Below are 16,576 nucleotides of genomic sequence, written 5' to 3'. Positions count from 1 at the left end.
GGTCGTCAGACAATTTCCGACAAAAAATTTTTCATTAGAATAGATGCTTATATCTTTATACAGCCTGATTGTTTTCAGGTCTGAGCTTATTGCTATTGTTATATCCTGTAGCCCCTTTTCATGGACTCTTAAAGCTTCTCTTAACCCCAGCCTAAGGTAGTAATCATCGGAAATTATCCTCATATCTCTTTAACACCTACGCGATGCCCCCCAATGTGAATGACAACTATCTTCCGGTAGTGGTGGTAGTCGTGGTGGTGCTGGTGTTGCTGCCTCCATTGTTGCTTGATGCCAGAGCGACACCCGCCAGCAGTCCGATAGCAGACACCCCGATAACCACGCTGTTGCCTTCAGCAAAGCTGGTCGCCGTGTCACCAGCGGCAGCACCGGTGTTCTGTGTTGTTGTCGTGTCAGCTGCATTTGCACTCAGGCTCAGCATACCGGCTATTAACAAAGTACTTATTGCTGTGATTTTCATATTTATACCTTCTTTATTTGTTGAGGGAAGATTATTGGTTTTTCATCCAACTTTTAACACAAGCTCATTCGCTTGCTTTCAGACACGCTACCGCCCTTAGCTTATTGGCGCCAATGTCCTGAAAAATAAATAATCAACGCAACAGGCACAGCTTCGCTTGCGCGAAACTGGCACAAAAAATTTTGGGCAGATCAATTCCGCCGCTTTGCTGTGAAAAGAAAATAAAAAATAAGTAGGGTTATAATATGAATTTCTTATTTAGACTTTCGATATTTTCAAGAAGTACGCTTTTAAAACATCCACCTTGTATTGCTTTGATATCCTTCACGACGGCATGGCACTGTTCTGTGCTCTCAAGGCCTTCGACAATAATAAACTGACAGTAACGCATGATGTTTTTGGTAATGACCGGCCAAATTCTTGAATGACTATAGAGCTTTAGAAAGTCACTATCGATTTTAACCGCGTCATAAAGGTTTTCCTGTAACGCTCTCAGGCTTGCTTCACCTGAACCTAAATCTCCCAGCCACAATCGATAATTTTCAGCTAACTCCTGTAATACCCGATTGCTTCTTCCATCTGAAAGATTGGGGAAACCTTCTGAAATCTCTAATCGTAAAAAGTGTTTTGATCTGGCTAACTCAGCAATTTCATCATCCTGTATAAGAATCGCCGCCTTTTCAAAATCAATGTCGATGGAGCATAAAATATTATTATTATGAAAATATGCTGTTTTTTGGTCGATGAGCGTCAGCTGCTCCTTCAGCAGTTTCTTCTTCTGTGCTTTACTCGCCTTCCCACCCTGCCATGAAAGCCACCCTGGTGCGGCGCTCTCTGTACGTACCTTGACGGCCAGAACATTCCCTTCTCTGTCTACTATCGGTTCCGCTTCAATACCACTGATAACTTTACCTGTTAAGACTTCGCTGAGATTCATGAGAATGTTTTCCTTAACACACATCAGATGATTCTCATTCTATGATCACTATTACCAATCAATAAACAGTTTAAGATCGGTTTTATCTATGTTTTTACCTATCAAAAAACAGCCGTTGATCGATCAATCCTTTCTTAAATTGAATAAATAGAGGATTACTCCAGCATATTAGGAGTAATCAGATGATTAGTTGGATATTTACTTATGTATCAGATAGATAAATTAGGTGGAGGGAAATTTATTATGAAATACAACTGGATGTTAATGGTCCGATATCGATACCTTAACCTTCATGACATGAGAAGCGCCAAATGTTAACGAATTGTTTATTTTTCAGGTCAAGCATGGGTTCAATTGCTGCCTAAATGACTGATTAGCTGTCGAAAACAAACACATTAGTAACATTGTGAAATCATTAAACTTTTTGCCGCTTCGTTAAAAACACTGATAAACGGCCCTGTTCCAGGCCCAGCCTGGGTTACAGAAGGAAAAAAATAGTGGTGAAAATTTCTGCAACATGGCTTTTGAAATTAATAATTAAGAAAACCTTAAGATACTAAAACCCACCTCACAAGGCTGTTGCCAGGAGGGTATCTGGCATTCTCTACGGAACGTCACAGCACCAATTGGATAAATAGCATCATGAAATTGTGCCTCTTCATCACATTGTCCATTCAATACCATCCGATGCCCCGGAACCGTTTTCCATATCTCATAATTATTTAGGGATTGACTGGCATACGTCGTGATTGTGATTCGGATAACAAAATGGCGGGTAAAAAAAGGCCAGGTGGTTAACCTGGCCTTCTTCGTTATTTCAGATGGGTTTTCAGTTCTTCTGCTGCCTGGCGCAGTGCGGTTTTTACCGCAGGGACGTTACTCAGTGGATTAAGCAGACCGTAGTCATGAATCAGGCCGTTATAGCGTGTCACCGTGACATCCACACCTGCTTCATCCAGTTTGCGGCCAAAGGCTTCGCCTTCATCACGCAGCACATCCAGTTCCGCAGTCTGAATCAGCGTTGGTGGCAGCCCCTGTAACTGCTCACGGGTGGCACGCAGTGGAGAGGCCAGAATGCTATTACGGTCTTTGTCACTGGTGGTGTAAGCATCCCAGAACCACTTCATCATATTGCGCGTCAGGAAGTAGCCATTTTCAAACTGGTTATATGAGGCAGTATCAAAGTGTGCATCGGTGACCGGCCACAACATCACGTCATAACGAATCGCTGGGGTATGCTGCTGTTTTGCCTGCAACGCGACGGCGGCGACCATGTTGCCCCCTACGCTGTTACCCACCAGCGCCAGACGTTTACCGTCAACACCGATTTCATGACCATGCTCTGCTACCCAGCGGGTCGCCGCGTAAGCCTGATTAATTGCCACCGGGAAGTGGGCTTCCGGTGATGGGGTGTAGTTGACAAACACCGCGGCCGCACCGGATTCCACCACCAGGTCACGCACCAGACGTTCATGAGTCGGGAAGTCACCCAGTATCCAGCCACCACCGTGGAAGAACATAAACACCGGCAATGTACCATGCGCACCTTTCGGTTTAACGATATTCAGTTTCAGCGGCTGGCCATTTACCTCAATGGTTTTTTCCGTCACATCTGCGGGTGGTAACACCGCGCCTTTCTGCGCTCCAATCAGTACCTGACGTGCATCCTGCGGGGAAAGTTGTTCCATAGGTTTTCCACCACTGCTGTTCAGCGCGTTCAGAAATGCCTGTACATGACGTTCCGGTTGCGGCTCTCCCGCTACACTTCCTGCAGAAACAGCGGCCAGTGCGATGGCTAAAAATGTCTGTTTAAATTTCATGGTGAACTCCCTTATTTTCTTCGCGATTATATCGCGTGCTATTTAAATGGTTGCGGTGATTTGTCATCTGCTTGCTTCGGGGTCTAATTTATATAGCACACTACTTAATAGCAACCGATTTGTTATGCCAGTTATCGAAGTGAATAATATCTACTTGATAAGTAATGATTTAATGGCGAGTAAACCGCACTTTTTGTTAAAAACTGACGCCGATCGGATGAAGATTTTGAGTTACAGCGGGCAGGTTGTGCGATAGCGGCATGCTTGAAACCCCTGGTGAAATATCTCACCGGGTCGTAGCGGCGTGATTTATCACGCGGGGTTTAGCGGCACCGTGCGCAGAGTTGCGCGATAAATCGCGCCGCTACGGCTCCGTGGGGCTATTGGCCTGGTCGGCATCAATACCCCCTGCAGATGCAGAGTCCGAATTTATTCGCATCGGGATTGAAGAGAATTAAGGCGCGGCCACAGGCAACGGAAGAACACGGAGCTGCTGTCTTACCACTTAGTGGGCTGTTTATCCTGGCGGCAACACATGCAGCTCATGGGAAAAACCTGTCCTTCGCCTCCAGAAAAACTGCCAGCATAAACAGGAGCACACCACATATAAATCCAAAGATAAATATGTAATAGAACGCAGGCATCCAGTTTGCTAATTCCGAATTGCTATCGTCAAAAAATGCGTAGGCAGGATCATCCTTTCTCAGAAAAAGTATTTTCTTCTTCTTCTTCAAGCGAAGAAAAAAATAAATCATTGTGACAGCCCCAAAAAAACCCGTGTGGACGTGAAGGGAATATGGGGCAGGAAGTGCGAATTTTTCTTGTAATAAGTTGATTAGTTTATAGTATTTTGATCTGTTGGCTAAGTACATTAACACATTGACGGCTAAGCATAGGCTGACAAGGATTATTACAATAACAACTATATATTTCATAATGGATTAGAGACCAAAATATTTGTAAAGGCTTTTCATGCCCCAGTCAGTAGCCTGAGAGCCAATGTAGCCTCCGGCGATTGAACCGACCGCAGCACACGCAACACCTCCTACTCCAGCAGTGACAATGCCGATTCCGGCGCAAACTCCAATGCCTGCTGCTGCACCGATAGACCCAGTACCCAGGCCAACTAGCGTCGATGTCGCAAACTTTCCATACTCTTTGAATGCGGCATTTTCACATTCATTTTCTCGTCCTTTTGTACAGGTATCGATAACTTCATTAGTTGAATTGGCGAATGAAAAACCAATCCCGATGTATCCACCATATTTTAGGAAACGAGCAGCCCTGGCAGCATTGCCAACAAAGTTCGAATAACCGGGAATTCCGCCAATACCGACGGTCGACCACTCATGCACTATAGAGCGGCTGGAAAGGTTTAATGCTTTACGCATATCATCGTATGGACGAAGTTGAACGGCATAGCGAGAAAGAGACTTGAGAAGCGGCTTATTCACAGTTTCTTTAAGTTGGTTTAATAGCTGGGTGCGTTCTACAAAAAACTGCTGACTTATAAGTGTTCCCTGAGAACGATACTGATTTTGGTAGCTCGCCTCGATTTTCTTCAGCGTTTGCTCGATAGAGGAGAAATATTTCTCACCAACATCACTTGTTGCCCCGAAGATTGTATCCCCGGCACTTGTGATGCCAGCTATCATCCCGTAATACTTCTGCATGAAACTGGCTTCTTCTGTGCTTACTCCAATCAAAGCCTGATTTGTTTTCGTCTTGGCTTGCCTGAGTGCGGCCAATGCTTGCATAGTTTTTGGTGCTGGCGTATCAGGATCGGCAACAATTAATATCTGTCCTGGTTTCAGCCATGGCGTGTCAGCATTCATTTTCATGAACATCTGAGCTGCCGGAGTACGTATATCTCGGAAGAGTTCCCTTGCCTGATAATCAAGTCCGCCAGGGCGCTCAACTATACAATATCCGGGGGCAATATCTCGTGCCATGCATCCATTCTCCGTCGGTTGTAGTCTGTAAGGCAGTACCACGGTCGCTGCCACGCTCCAATTTTTCTAATTAATAGTAAAAAATTCTCCTGCGTTTCGCAAAAGGTGTTGTTGCCCGTCACAAACCACCACCATCAGCGCAATTGTGCCGGAGATGATCCAAAACGGTGTTTAAAACGTTCGGCAAAGCGGGAGACGGATCGGTAGCCGCAGGCATCAGCTACCTGAGTGAGATTCCAGTGCGTGGTCTGGATCAGCATCAGCGCATGGTGCATGCGGATATCCAGCAGCAACTGCTCGAACCTGACGCCTTCCTGCCGAAGCCGTCGGCGAAGTGTCGATTCACTCATCGCCAGCGCATCACCGGCCAGGCGGGCAGTCCAGTTCCTTTCCGGCGCTTCACGTAACAGGTTACTCAGACGGGGAAAAATCCCCTGCCGCTGTGGCAACGCAAAACGCAGCTGCTGTTCTGCTAGCACCAGCAGCAGGTCAAAGATTTTCAGCCGGATACGATCATCGCTGACCTGTGGATTCTCAAGGGCTGCCAGCAGCTGATGCAGTGAATCATCGAGGTTTCGGTTAATTTCTACCGTACTGAGCTGGGGATTTTTTTTAACCGCGGAGAGCGGTTCCTGAAAATGCTGGTAAAAGTTTTCCAGCACATCCGGGCTGATATTAATAAACAACGAACGAAACGGCGTATGCGGGTCAGAGGGATACTTTATATAATCGATATCCACGCCCTGATCGATAAAACCCAGCATTGAAGGCGAGTTCAGCGAATGACGCTTTCCGGCGCAGGCAACGTCAATTCTGCCTGACAAGACCAGCAGCAGCGTAGGTTCAAAAAAGAAAAACGAACTCGCCTTCTGTTCAATCTTCAGCCTCGGCCAGGCAACCGAAATCAGGTTATGCCGACTGAGGCTGTGGCCGGAAAGTCCAGACCAGAAGAAATGTTCCTCTGCCGCTAATGATGCACATTCTCTGGTCATGGTTTTCTGCCGTTCAGACCTGATTAAATTTTCACGTCGGGGTTAAGGGTATACAGCCCGGTCAGGCTCGCTTTCGCCAGCACATCGCTGTTCTCAACTGCACGACGGATATTGGCACCGGTGAGTTCACCTTCCACGGTTAATGTCGGCGCAGCCAGGGCATATAAGGTAAACACATAATGGTGGACAATCTCGTCATTCCACGGCGGGCAGGGGCCATCGTAGCCATAATACGTTCCACCCATCGCCTCGTCACCGGCAAACCACGCGGTGTAATCATTGATGCCATGCTTCAGTCCTGCTGGCGCATCCGGGCCGGGTTTTCCTTTGGCTGTGATGCCGCTCGATTGTGCACCTTCGGCAATTTCCTGCTGTGCAGCCGGAATATCAAACAGTGACCAGTGATAGAAATCAGTACGCGGCAGTGAAGCCGGAACCACTTTACCTTCCTGGTTCACGTTTTCCCCGCTGGTTGGCACATCGTAGTCATGGCAAATCAGAACCAGTGACTGTGTACCCGCAGGCAAATCTGACCAGCCAAAATGCGGGTTCAGGTTGTCAGACAAACGGACATGGCTTTCTGCGTCATACACCGCAAAGCTGTTCTTGCCGGGAATGACGTCTCCGTCGTTAAAGCTGTGGCTGAATAATTTCATTCTCTTCTCTCATCTGTGTGCGGATTGAACGATAAACAAAAAACGCCAGCCTGATTATAGGCGGCTTCGTCCAATGAGAACGCCCTAATCCAGTCAAATTTATCACCAGAACTATCATTTTGACCGGGTTGCGCACATCAATGCCATATCGACGCGATACAATTTTCGCAACTGCGTGCCATACGGCGCTTTTGGCGCAGGCAGAGGAATATACTGGTGTGTGCCACGCACATTACAAAGGAATGTCTATGAATATCTTCCCGGTATCAGTTCCGCATTTCTCATCGATAACGCTAGCCAACGACGATGGCACAGCCGCTGACCTGCCCTCATCGATCACTTCTGTAACCCCTGCCTGTCTTCAGCCAGAAACGAATACGAATATCCTTCAACCGCGGGTGGAGGTTTTAAACTTCGCCAGAAACCATAACCCGGCAGCCTGTGCCGGGGTAATTAAAAGCAGCTGGCAGAAATTTGATTACGAGAAAAATTCATTGAACCGGCTGATCCTGACGCTGCTCCATGACGATGTACAGGCGCTGAGACTGGAAAGAACCGGGCAACTGAGAGAAAGCATCGTCAATGCGCAAATACCTGTTGATCCCGTCTCCCTGACCAGTGTCCTGATCCAGTACGCTAAAAATTTCCCGCCAGCGCTGAGAGAATGGTTCCCCCAGGCCTGGCAATCTGTCAGATACCGTGAGGCAACCAACTGGGAAAAACTCATGACGTTGCTGGAAACTAAAGACAGTCTCGATATCACCCGACTGGCGCTGTCGTACATGCTGAACATTCACGGTGAGCGCAGATACAGCTATGAACTGGTGAGTCGCGCGCTGTCGGCCAGCTATGCCATTCCTCCATTACCCCTGACCCTTTGGATTAACCATACCCTTAAAAATGCACCTGGCAGTGACGATTCCCGCACGAAATGGCTGGGCATGCATCTCCGTGCAGCCTCCGGGTTGCCGCTAAGCCAGATCTCGTCTTTCCAGTTGATTAAAGGCCTGTGGGATGCCGGGATAAAGCTGGATTTCAATCAGGTTGATCATGCGCTCACGGCGGCAAACCTGGACATCCCCCAGGCCGAAAGTGATCGGTTCAGACAGGCGTGGTTGGTTTTTAAACCCGGCTATCAGCCCGTGAAACTCACCCGCAAAAGACGGGTTAATGCATCACGTCCGCCCAGGGCAAGGCCGGTGGCCCCCCCTCCTCAGCAATGCATCGACAGAGCAATGCTGAGCACCTTTCTCAACAGGACTGAACTGACCTTCATCAACAGCTGGGAAAAATTAATGTGCTGCCTGTGGGATGCAGGAGAGGATCCGAGCCACATCACGCTCTATCGTCTGTTCAGATGCCGCGCAAGCGCGCCATTACCACCTGAGAACACATTGGCACACTTGCCCACCGGCGGTGGAATTGTCCCGCCTGAACAAAGTGAACCGGTATGGCCGGATCTGGAGTGGCAGGACATCATCCTCCCGCCACTGAGCGGTTATGAAGAGTTTGATGACATGGCCCCCGGTAGCTGAATGCACCGGTTATCTGCTAACAACCCGGAGAAATTTCTATGAATATAGACACAAATCCGACATCCCTGGCAGGACCATCCCCCTCCGTCTCCACCCCATGCAGTGCCTTGACCCCGAATATTTCCAGCGTCTCACAAAGCAGCCATCATTTTTTCCGTTCCGCAGCATCTGCTCCTTTGTTAGAAAAGCGACTGGAATTTTATTGGGCAAGGGTTGCGAAAAATGAATCCCCAGTAGGCAGGACAGAACATCTGTTGTTTCAGCTTAACCGGGAGGAGCTGGCGGCTGTGACTACCGCGCAGATATTACGATTCCTGCACAGCAAAAAAGTGTCCGTGCAGCGAGTCAGCGTGAATAGCGCCCTCAGGGCCGCCAGAGCAGAAGTCTCACCCGAAAACCTTCAGTTGATAAAAAAACTCTGGCAAAGCCTGCCTAAAGAGCCAGGCCCTCTGAATCAGGTCAGGAAAATGCTGCGTCTGGAAGACTTTCCTCGCTTAACCCAGCCGGAAATGCGCAAAGCCTTATGGAATCTTGGCGTGTTTGTTTCTGCTTCGAGCATGGCGCAGATGATATCTGTTGCCTGGCTTACCATCCCAAAGAAAACCAGTGACTTAATTGAGGCTGGCTGGCAAAAGCATGCGGTAATACGCCATCCCCTGAACCGGCTGGTCTCCTTGTTGCTTCAGCCCGAAATAAAAGCGCTGAATCTGACCGAACCACAGCTGAATCGCGCCCTGGAAGACGCAGGAGTAGACATCAGCTATGACAGAGTAAGAAAAGCGCGACTGGCGCTGGCAGAAAACCTGACTCAGGAGATGTGGCAGTGGTTCCAGGATAACTGGCCGCAGATCCCTGCCAGGGATACAAAATGGCAACGGGTATTAACTCTGCTGAAGCAGAAAGGCAATCTGGCGATCACTGCGCCGCAGCTGTGGACACTGATGTTAATCGCTGAGGAAAATATCAGTCCTTCGGTGGTGAGTAGCGCCCTTGCCACCCACAACGCGAAAATTTCTGACGAATTACGAGACTGGATGGATATCAGCCTGGCAAATGCCCCCGCCAGGGACAATAAATCCTCGCTGATGTGGTTGGGTCTGCTGCTGTTGCAGTCCAGCGCCCATCCAGTCACGGCTGCCGAGCTGCAAAAAGTGCTGGAGGAAAAGGGCGAATACCTACACTACGGGGCGGTGGTTCATGCCTTATCTGCCGCGAGATCAGAGATCACGGATGAGGAATTAGCCCAGTTCAGGTGCGTCTGGGACAAAGTGCGGCTCTTACCTCATTCGGCTAAAAATGTACGGCTGATCAGCGTGCTGCGTCATCCCGGTTGTCCCAGGATTAATAGTCCCTCCGCTTTTATGCGCTATATGTGGCATGTGGGCCATGATGAAGGGGTCTCAACCCTGAGCCGTGCTATCCGGGATGCCAGAGTGCTCTATCCCCCACGCCAGCCGGCCCCCGCAGAGGACAATACTGAACTGCTGGATATGGTGTTAGATATGGAAGACTCACCGCCAGCGAGCACCAGCCAGACACTGCCGGCATTTGAGACCATCAGGAGAGCTGCGAGCCAGTAATCAAGCGCTGATGACCATTATTCTGTCTGGCGCAGGAAAAAAACCATCACCCTGGGGTGATGGTTCTGCTTATGTTGAATAAGCACAGCTTACCGACGGTCAAGCGAGAAGCGGCCCGGACCGATCAGCGCCAGCAGCAGCAGACCGCCAATGATGCTGATATTTTTGTAGAAGTTGATCATGTTGGCATACTGATCCATACCCGTCATGTGCCAGTACGGATGACCAATAAAGGAGGTGACCAGCGTGTACACCGCCATCAGCAGCGCCAGCGGGCGGGTGAAGAAGCCCAGCGCAATCAGCACACCAAAACCAAACTCAGCAATCACCGCAACCGCTGCTGCGACAGATGGCAGAGGTAACCCCAGGCTCTGCATATACCCGGCGGTGTAACTGAATGCGGTCAGTTTCTGCCAGCCAAAAATAATGAAAAGCACCATGAGAGCAACACGCGCAATAAGAATGATGGTGTCACGATAGTTATCCAGTGAAATGTAACGCATGTCAGTTTTCCTTGAAAAAATTAAAAAGAGTCAGTTTTTTAGTTTAGGCACAAAACAGTTGCCGGTAATAAGGTTTATAACCTTGGCTGCATTTGATGAAGCAAGATTACTCGTAAACTAATCCAATGCACAATTCACATTTTTGCACTTTAGTTTATCGTTTTAGTTGACAATATCAGCCCTGTAATCTTTGTTTAACGCCACAACATGAAAGGGAATTTCTATGCAAACAACCTCCGTTCCTGCAACATCGATACGAGCGCTACTCCAGTCAGCCCCCGCCACTTCAACCTTTACCGGGCAACTGGCCACACAAATCCAGAGCGTGAAACAAAACCCGCAGAATCTGAGTTCTTTCCGGCGGGGAAGGAAAGCCAGACCCGCAACATCGGACAATCCCTGCTTAAACGCACTCAAAAGCGATTTTGCTACCTGGTGGCAAAAGATCCCTGACAAAATCAGTCTCGGCAGCCGTCTGGAGACATTGCTGTGGCAGTTTAAGCCCGAAGATATTAAGAACATAAAAACCAACGACTTTCATAATCTGCTGCTGGAGAAGAACATCGTGGTGAGTGCCACCACGGTAGAAAATGCACTGAAGACCGCGAATGCCAGTATTTCGCTGGAAGATCGGCAGAAGATTAAAAAGCTCTGGGAGCAGAACAAGGATGAACCAGACAGGATTGTGCGACTGAGGCCCTTATTACGTCTGAAACTGTCGCGGAACCAGATCCGGCGCGCCTTGCTGGAAATGCCTGATAACCCGGTAAATATCGATATCACTACTCTGAAGCAGGCTATCTGGACCTCAGACTCCATCGCCAGCGCTGAAGAGGTGGCATGGGCGGAGAAAGTGATTGAGCAAAATCCGCCGGGAAAAAATATGATCGCCTGGCTGGTTGATATCCAGCGGCGGCCTGATTACCAGGAGCAGGGTTCGGGAAGGTTGCACTGCGCGTTAGCCGATGCCGGAATTTCGGTCAAGGTCCAGACGGTGACACAAGCCAAAACATTATTCAGGACCCGAACCACCGAAGCGCAGCAGGCATGGTTCAGCAAAAACTGGCCAGCCATATCTGCCCACAAAATTTCCATGAGAAAGAAAGTGGACAGGTTGCTGAAACGGCAGGGGCGACCCGAGATGACGACCTCGCAGCTGTGGTGCCTGTTTCATAATGCGAAGAGGAGTATCAGTTACTCAGTTGCCTATAAAGCGCTCGCCACCACCAGTGGCTCGCAGCCAACACCTCAGCAAAAAAAAATAGTTAAGCAGCTGTGGCATAAGATTGATCCGGACACCAGAATGAGCCGGTTAAAACGGCTGGGTAAACTCTTACGCGAACCCGCCGTGTCAACGTTCTCGCCACTGCTGATCCAGTATGTTCTCAACGATCCACACTACATCATTACCAATGTCATGACGGAGTACGCTCAGGCGGCGCTTAATGCTGACATCTCCTCTGCCGATCTGGCCTGGATAAAGCGTATGCGGCCACGCATCAACCTGAAGGCTAAACGCAGTGAGCAGCTGAGACAAATTGAAGCTCTACTGAATCATGAGCAGTGCCCGCAGAATATAACGCTGTCAAAACTGCTACGCTTACTGTGGGAAATTGATGAGGATGTCACTCCTGGTATGATCATGGCTGCGTTGAAAAATACCAAAAACCAGTCTGCGGGTGACACCCCTAAGACTTTTTTCCAGCCATTACCCGACAGGAAAGCGCGTGCAATCCAGGCGTTACCGGACGCCATGGATACGGATGAAGATCCTGTCAGCGCTTACTTCCTCCCCAATCCTCCCGCGCTACCGGCCCCGGAAATCGCACCGGCGCTAAACAACCAGCCCCCCCTGCCTCCCTTTGCAACATTGAAGAAATGGAGGTTCTGACACGGAATTCTCATGTTTAGTTTAACCGCAGCTTCATCATCGTTCGTCACTACCCCGTCAGCAGCAAACCCGGCCAGCAGCAGGCCGGGACAACTCACCGCTCATATCGCCAGCATCAGTCAAAGCACGCAAAGCTTCGGTCAGAAGCGTGGCGATGCTGCGCTTAACGCATTGAAGACACAATTCAAAACCCACGGGCAAGAAATTTTCGCCACTGGCAGCCAGGTGAGACAGGTAGAGAAGCTGTTAGGCAAGCTCAGCATTAAGCATGTGCGCCAGCTCAGCGCAATCGTGGTCTATCGTTTTCTGGAAAGTCAGGTGCAAGTCGGGTTACCCACCGTGGAGAGCGCCCTGACAGTGCTCAGAGCCAGCGTCTCCAGGGAGCATCAGGCGCTGATCAAAGCAACCTGGGAAAAACTGCATTGCCAGAACGAAAAAATCGGCAAGTATACGTTAGCGATGCGTCTGCAACAGGAATTGCGTCATCTGGGGCTGCGTCCGGCACAGTTTCGACGCGCGCTGCTCGACGCCGATGATATCCCGGATATTACCATTCTGTGCCAGGCTGCCACTGCCTTGAATATCGACGTGAAAGAGGCTGAGGTGGAGTGGATCACGCACAACCTTCGCACCCTGCGTCGTAAATACCATTGTCAGATGGATCTGCTGGTGGCACTGCAATGTCTGCCCGACTATCAGGAAATGACGGCAATGAAGTTGTTCGTGTTGATCGAGCTGGCTGAAGAAAGGATGAGTCTGCCGCTGGTCAAGCTGTCTCAGTCAGCCTTTAAAGCAAAGCCCAGTGAAGAACAACAGCAATGGTTCAATCGCAACTGGGTCAGCTCTGCCACCGGCACCAAGTGGGAACAGCTGATCAACCTGCTTTGCCGGGAACCTGCACCCGCCATGGCGGTGGCTGATCTCTGGCGACTGCTGTTTAATGCGCAGGTCAGCATGAGCATGTCACTGGTGCGCAATGCGCTCAAGTTCTCGGTTCATCTGAAGGAGGTGGTGCGGACTCACTGGCACATGGTGTGCCCGGCAGACAACATGACGCAGCTGAAACGACTTGGCATGCTGCTTTTCAGCCTGAAAAACTCCAATATCAGACCCGCTCAGGCACTGTCTGCGCTGAAAATTGCGGGTCTTCCTGCGGCAGACGCCGAGTTAAGTGGGTTGTGCCTGTCTGCCTACAAATCAATCCTGTTAACAGAGGATCTGAATTGGATCCGCCGGGTCTGGCCACCTATAGCGGCGCTGGACATACCCCAGGAGCAACAGTTGCGGCTGCTACGCCAGCAGGGATGCCCAAAGGGGATGACGGCGGCCAGATTGCTGCGTCTGCTATGGGAAATTGGTGAAGACATCAGTTTTCCCGCCCTGAGCGCCGCTTATGGTGGTTCTGACGTCAGCACGTATCAACCGGCGGTTAACTCTCCGGGCTGACGTGCCCCCTGGTCAGCCGTTCTCCACCCGCGGGTATACAGCCTCAACGCGTGCCCCAGACGTCTGCGGTTAGTGAGGCGATTCACCTTGCCTCATGTCAGTTATTTTACCAGGCGGTGATCCCGGTCCCTTTATAAACCTGGTCAAACACCGTCTTCACCGCATCATTCTGATACGACGCCACCAGCGTTTTTACCCAGGGTGCGTTGATGTTCTCTTTTTTCACGGCAATAAAGTTGTTATAGGGATTATTTTTTACCCCTTCCTGCGCGATGCGATCCTGCTTTGTCAGGCCGCTTTTCAGTGCCCAGTCGGTATTGACGATAGCGGCATCCAGATCCGGTACCGAACGACCGATAATACCCGCATCCAGTTCTTTGACTTGAATATGTCGCGGGTTGTCGATGATATCCGCCGTTGTAGCGAAGATGCCTGCACCCGGTTTCAGTTTCAGCACGCCTTCCCGTTGCAACAAGTTCAGACCACGCGCTTCGTTAGCCGGATCGTTAGGGACACCGATCACCGCACCCGATTTTAACTCAGCCACCGATTTCACTTTTTTCGAGTAGAGGCCAATCGGCCATACCGCAGTATCACCGACACGCACGATATCGTAGTGGTTGACCTTGATTTGATTATCAAGGAATGGCTGGTGCTGAAACGCATTAGCATCAACCTCACCGTTTTGCAGCGCTTCATTGGGCTGGTTGTAATCATTAAACACCACGGTTTTTACCGTCAACCCTTTGCTGGCAGCCTGTTTTACCACTTCGCGCCAGACGTCTTCATCCTCACCACTCATAATACCGACTTTAACTGAGGTTTTATCTGCGGCATGTACCGTTGTCAGCGGTGACAGTAAAACCATTGCCAGCAGGGCAGCACCTGTGGTTGCGAATAAACCTGAGATTGATTTATTTTTGCTATGTGCCAGCTTTTTGAGCATAAGTTATCCCCGAATGATATAGGTCATTAATTATTTACTGCCGTAACGACAGATAGCGGCAGTATACGGAGTTATCCGGGATGACATTATGATTTATCCGGCAATGTAATTTATAAAATAAACAATGGCTGAATTGGGGATGCACTTAATTATAAGTGCATCGGATTTTGTTTTATTTAAACCTCAATACAAAAGTTCAAACTCCTCAGGGGAATTGTCTTTTGTATTGTTACCCATGCATTGCCGCAGGGTAAGTAAAGAAAAGCAGGTGAACAATATTGAGCCCGGCATGAAAAAATACCGCTACCCAGAGCCGTCCGCTCCACATCCAGGCCAGTCCATAAATAACACCAGCAAGAGCCGCAAAGACAGCCAGCATCATGCCTCCGGCCAGATGCATAGCGCCAAAAATCAGTGCCGAAATGCACAACGCCAGAACAGGGTGCATAAAACCCGACAGCCGCTGTTGCAGATAGCCACGGAACAGCGCTTCTTCAGCCAGTGAGACGAAAAAAATATTCGCAAAGATAAACTGGAATAACCACTCCGGAGCATGGCTTTCAGGCTTTAACCCTCCGAGGAAAACAGCCACAAGGAGCAGCACCGGAACGGCAGCAACCAGCAACAACCATTGCCATTTAGCAGGCTTGTATGCCGCCGTTGCGACAAAGAGTGATCTCATCGCGATCAGCAACACAAAAGGCAGCAATGCCTTGTCAAAATTGTAATACATCGAGAACGGCATACTTTCCGGTCCGGCGCTGACCTGATCGAGAACCTTTAAATTATGGAATCCTGGCACCCAATGGATCATCAGACCGCATGCAGAAACAAAAGCCAGCAATTCCACCGCATGCTGAACAACTTTTTTATCACCCAATCTCAAACGGACGATGGCAACCAGTAATAACACCGTGAGAAAAAGTAACGCGCGCCAGTCAAGAACACCGGTAAAGGCACCCGTGATAACAGCAACAAACAACAGCCACGCAGCTGATTTTCCATTAAAACGCAATAACACCAACGCTAACGCCAGTAATATCCACATCGTCTGTCCTTAGTGAGTCAATCTGTTTGCCACCCTGGATGCGGGTAGCTTCGTGTCCATACTTTCATTCATCGTCTAATGAAATACGGCTATTGACGAGCAACGTTGCCCGTTCGATCCTATATCTGGGATGAGACACATATCTCATATTCCATTGAAAAAAATAGAATTTTACATACACTCCATGATAGCAATCAAAATATGGGCAATCTACAAACAAGAATATCCATAAGATAAATCTTATTTTACAAAACTACCCTTTTTGGGTAGTTTCCCATGATGAACTGGTGTGACATCTTACCAGAACCCTTCATTCCACGATGAAATCGGTATCAAAAAATGAATGTCAGAACCTGATACCTCAGTATTTCAAAAGACAGCGATGGTTATCACACATTGCATAAAAATACCTGCCATCTCGTCAGCCTGAGTGAAGAGATGATTCTTATCGGTTCTTATGACCTGGAGGTTATTGCACTTGATGTTGCGAGCAACAATTTCGGTAAGGTCAGACCCTGCATTTCATGTATTCAGCACTATGCCAGTCATAAGAATGAAATCGTACCGTCCAATTCGATGCAGAGGTAAGATCATGGAAAAATCAGCCTTCTACTATCTTGATAGCAATGTTCTCCATACCAGGGAATGCCTGTATGTCGTTAAAGGAGCCAGCCATTTCCTGGGATCGGCTTACAGCAGAACCCAGGCAATGTCTATCGCGAAACAACGCCACACAAATGTACGTTATTGCAAAGAGTGTTGTACCCGCGAATGGCTCCGCAGCCTTGATGT

13 protein-coding genes are annotated in these 16,576 nt (G+C 49.1%); 4 read left to right on the top strand and 9 right to left on the bottom strand.

The annotated features are described in order from the left end of the window. Positions 1–226: 226 nt before the first annotated feature. From yjbE to CUN67_RS24980, 6 genes are all read right to left on the bottom strand, one after another. Positions 227–478 carry an exopolysaccharide production protein YjbE gene (gene yjbE, locus CUN67_RS25005; RefSeq protein ID WP_208718179.1) on the bottom strand — a complete coding sequence of 84 codons (252 nt, stop codon included), beginning with the start codon at positions 476–478 and terminating at the stop codon, positions 227–229. A 238-nt stretch (positions 479–716) separates the two neighbouring features. Continuing rightward, entirely contained in the window at positions 717–1,415 is a 699-nt protein-coding gene (locus CUN67_RS25000; protein ID WP_208718178.1) for an EAL domain-containing protein, read from the bottom strand. A gap of 812 nt (positions 1,416–2,227) precedes the next feature. After that, positions 2,228–3,235, bottom strand: a complete 1,008-nt coding sequence (locus CUN67_RS24995; RefSeq protein WP_084878758.1) for an alpha/beta hydrolase — start codon at positions 3,233–3,235, stop codon at positions 2,228–2,230. 941 nt (positions 3,236–4,176) lie between these two features. Continuing rightward, complete coding sequence (locus CUN67_RS24990) at positions 4,177–5,187, bottom strand: hypothetical protein (RefSeq protein WP_208718177.1); 1,011 nt, start codon at positions 5,185–5,187, stop codon at positions 4,177–4,179. A gap of 134 nt (positions 5,188–5,321) precedes the next feature. Continuing rightward, entirely contained in the window at positions 5,322–6,179 is an 858-nt protein-coding gene (locus CUN67_RS24985; protein WP_208718176.1) for an AraC family transcriptional regulator, read from the bottom strand. A gap of 23 nt (positions 6,180–6,202) precedes the next feature. Then, positions 6,203–6,835, bottom strand: coding sequence for a YbhB/YbcL family Raf kinase inhibitor-like protein (locus CUN67_RS24980; protein WP_208718175.1), 633 nt, complete (start codon positions 6,833–6,835; stop codon positions 6,203–6,205). 140 nt (positions 6,836–6,975) lie between these two features. On the opposite strand from CUN67_RS24980, the gene CUN67_RS24975 reads away from it, so the two are divergent. Further along, positions 6,976–8,370, top strand: a complete 1,395-nt coding sequence (locus tag CUN67_RS24975) for a hypothetical protein (RefSeq protein ID WP_208718174.1) — start codon at positions 6,976–6,978, stop codon at positions 8,368–8,370. A gap of 287 nt (positions 8,371–8,657) precedes the next feature. Next, on the top strand, positions 8,658–9,950 hold the full coding sequence (locus CUN67_RS24970) for a hypothetical protein (protein ID WP_208718173.1): 1,293 nt from the start codon (positions 8,658–8,660) through the stop codon (positions 9,948–9,950). A gap of 89 nt (positions 9,951–10,039) precedes the next feature. Here the strand turns inward: CUN67_RS24970 and CUN67_RS24965 are convergent, their stop codons facing one another. Next, complete coding sequence (locus tag CUN67_RS24965) at positions 10,040–10,453, bottom strand: DoxX family protein (protein ID WP_084878731.1); 414 nt, start codon at positions 10,451–10,453, stop codon at positions 10,040–10,042. Between the two features lie 223 nt (positions 10,454–10,676). Between CUN67_RS24965 and CUN67_RS24960 the strand changes: the two genes are divergently transcribed. Together CUN67_RS24960 and CUN67_RS24955 are read left to right on the top strand one after the other, a co-directional pair. Then, complete coding sequence (locus CUN67_RS24960) at positions 10,677–12,344, top strand: hypothetical protein (RefSeq protein ID WP_208718172.1); 1,668 nt, start codon at positions 10,677–10,679, stop codon at positions 12,342–12,344. Between the two features lie 12 nt (positions 12,345–12,356). Further along, positions 12,357–13,790 carry a hypothetical protein gene (locus CUN67_RS24955; RefSeq protein WP_208718171.1) on the top strand — a complete coding sequence of 478 codons (1,434 nt, stop codon included), beginning with the start codon at positions 12,357–12,359 and terminating at the stop codon, positions 13,788–13,790. A gap of 106 nt (positions 13,791–13,896) precedes the next feature. On the opposite strand, the gene CUN67_RS24950 is transcribed toward CUN67_RS24955, so the two are convergent. Next, entirely contained in the window at positions 13,897–14,736 is an 840-nt protein-coding gene (locus tag CUN67_RS24950) for a MetQ/NlpA family ABC transporter substrate-binding protein (protein ID WP_208718170.1), read from the bottom strand. Between the two features lie 229 nt (positions 14,737–14,965). After that, positions 14,966–15,784: a CPBP family intramembrane glutamic endopeptidase gene (locus CUN67_RS24945; RefSeq protein ID WP_208718169.1), complete on the bottom strand. Its 819-nt coding sequence runs from the start codon at positions 15,782–15,784 to the stop codon at positions 14,966–14,968. Between the last annotated feature and the right edge of the window lie 792 nt (positions 15,785–16,576).

Source organism: Pantoea cypripedii (genome assembly GCF_011395035.1).
GTDB classification, from domain to species: Bacteria; Pseudomonadota; Gammaproteobacteria; order Enterobacterales; family Enterobacteriaceae; genus Pantoea; species Pantoea cypripedii_A.
The sequence above is the reverse complement of the archived record's forward strand: the minus strand, read 5'-3'. Positions and strand labels throughout refer to the sequence as shown.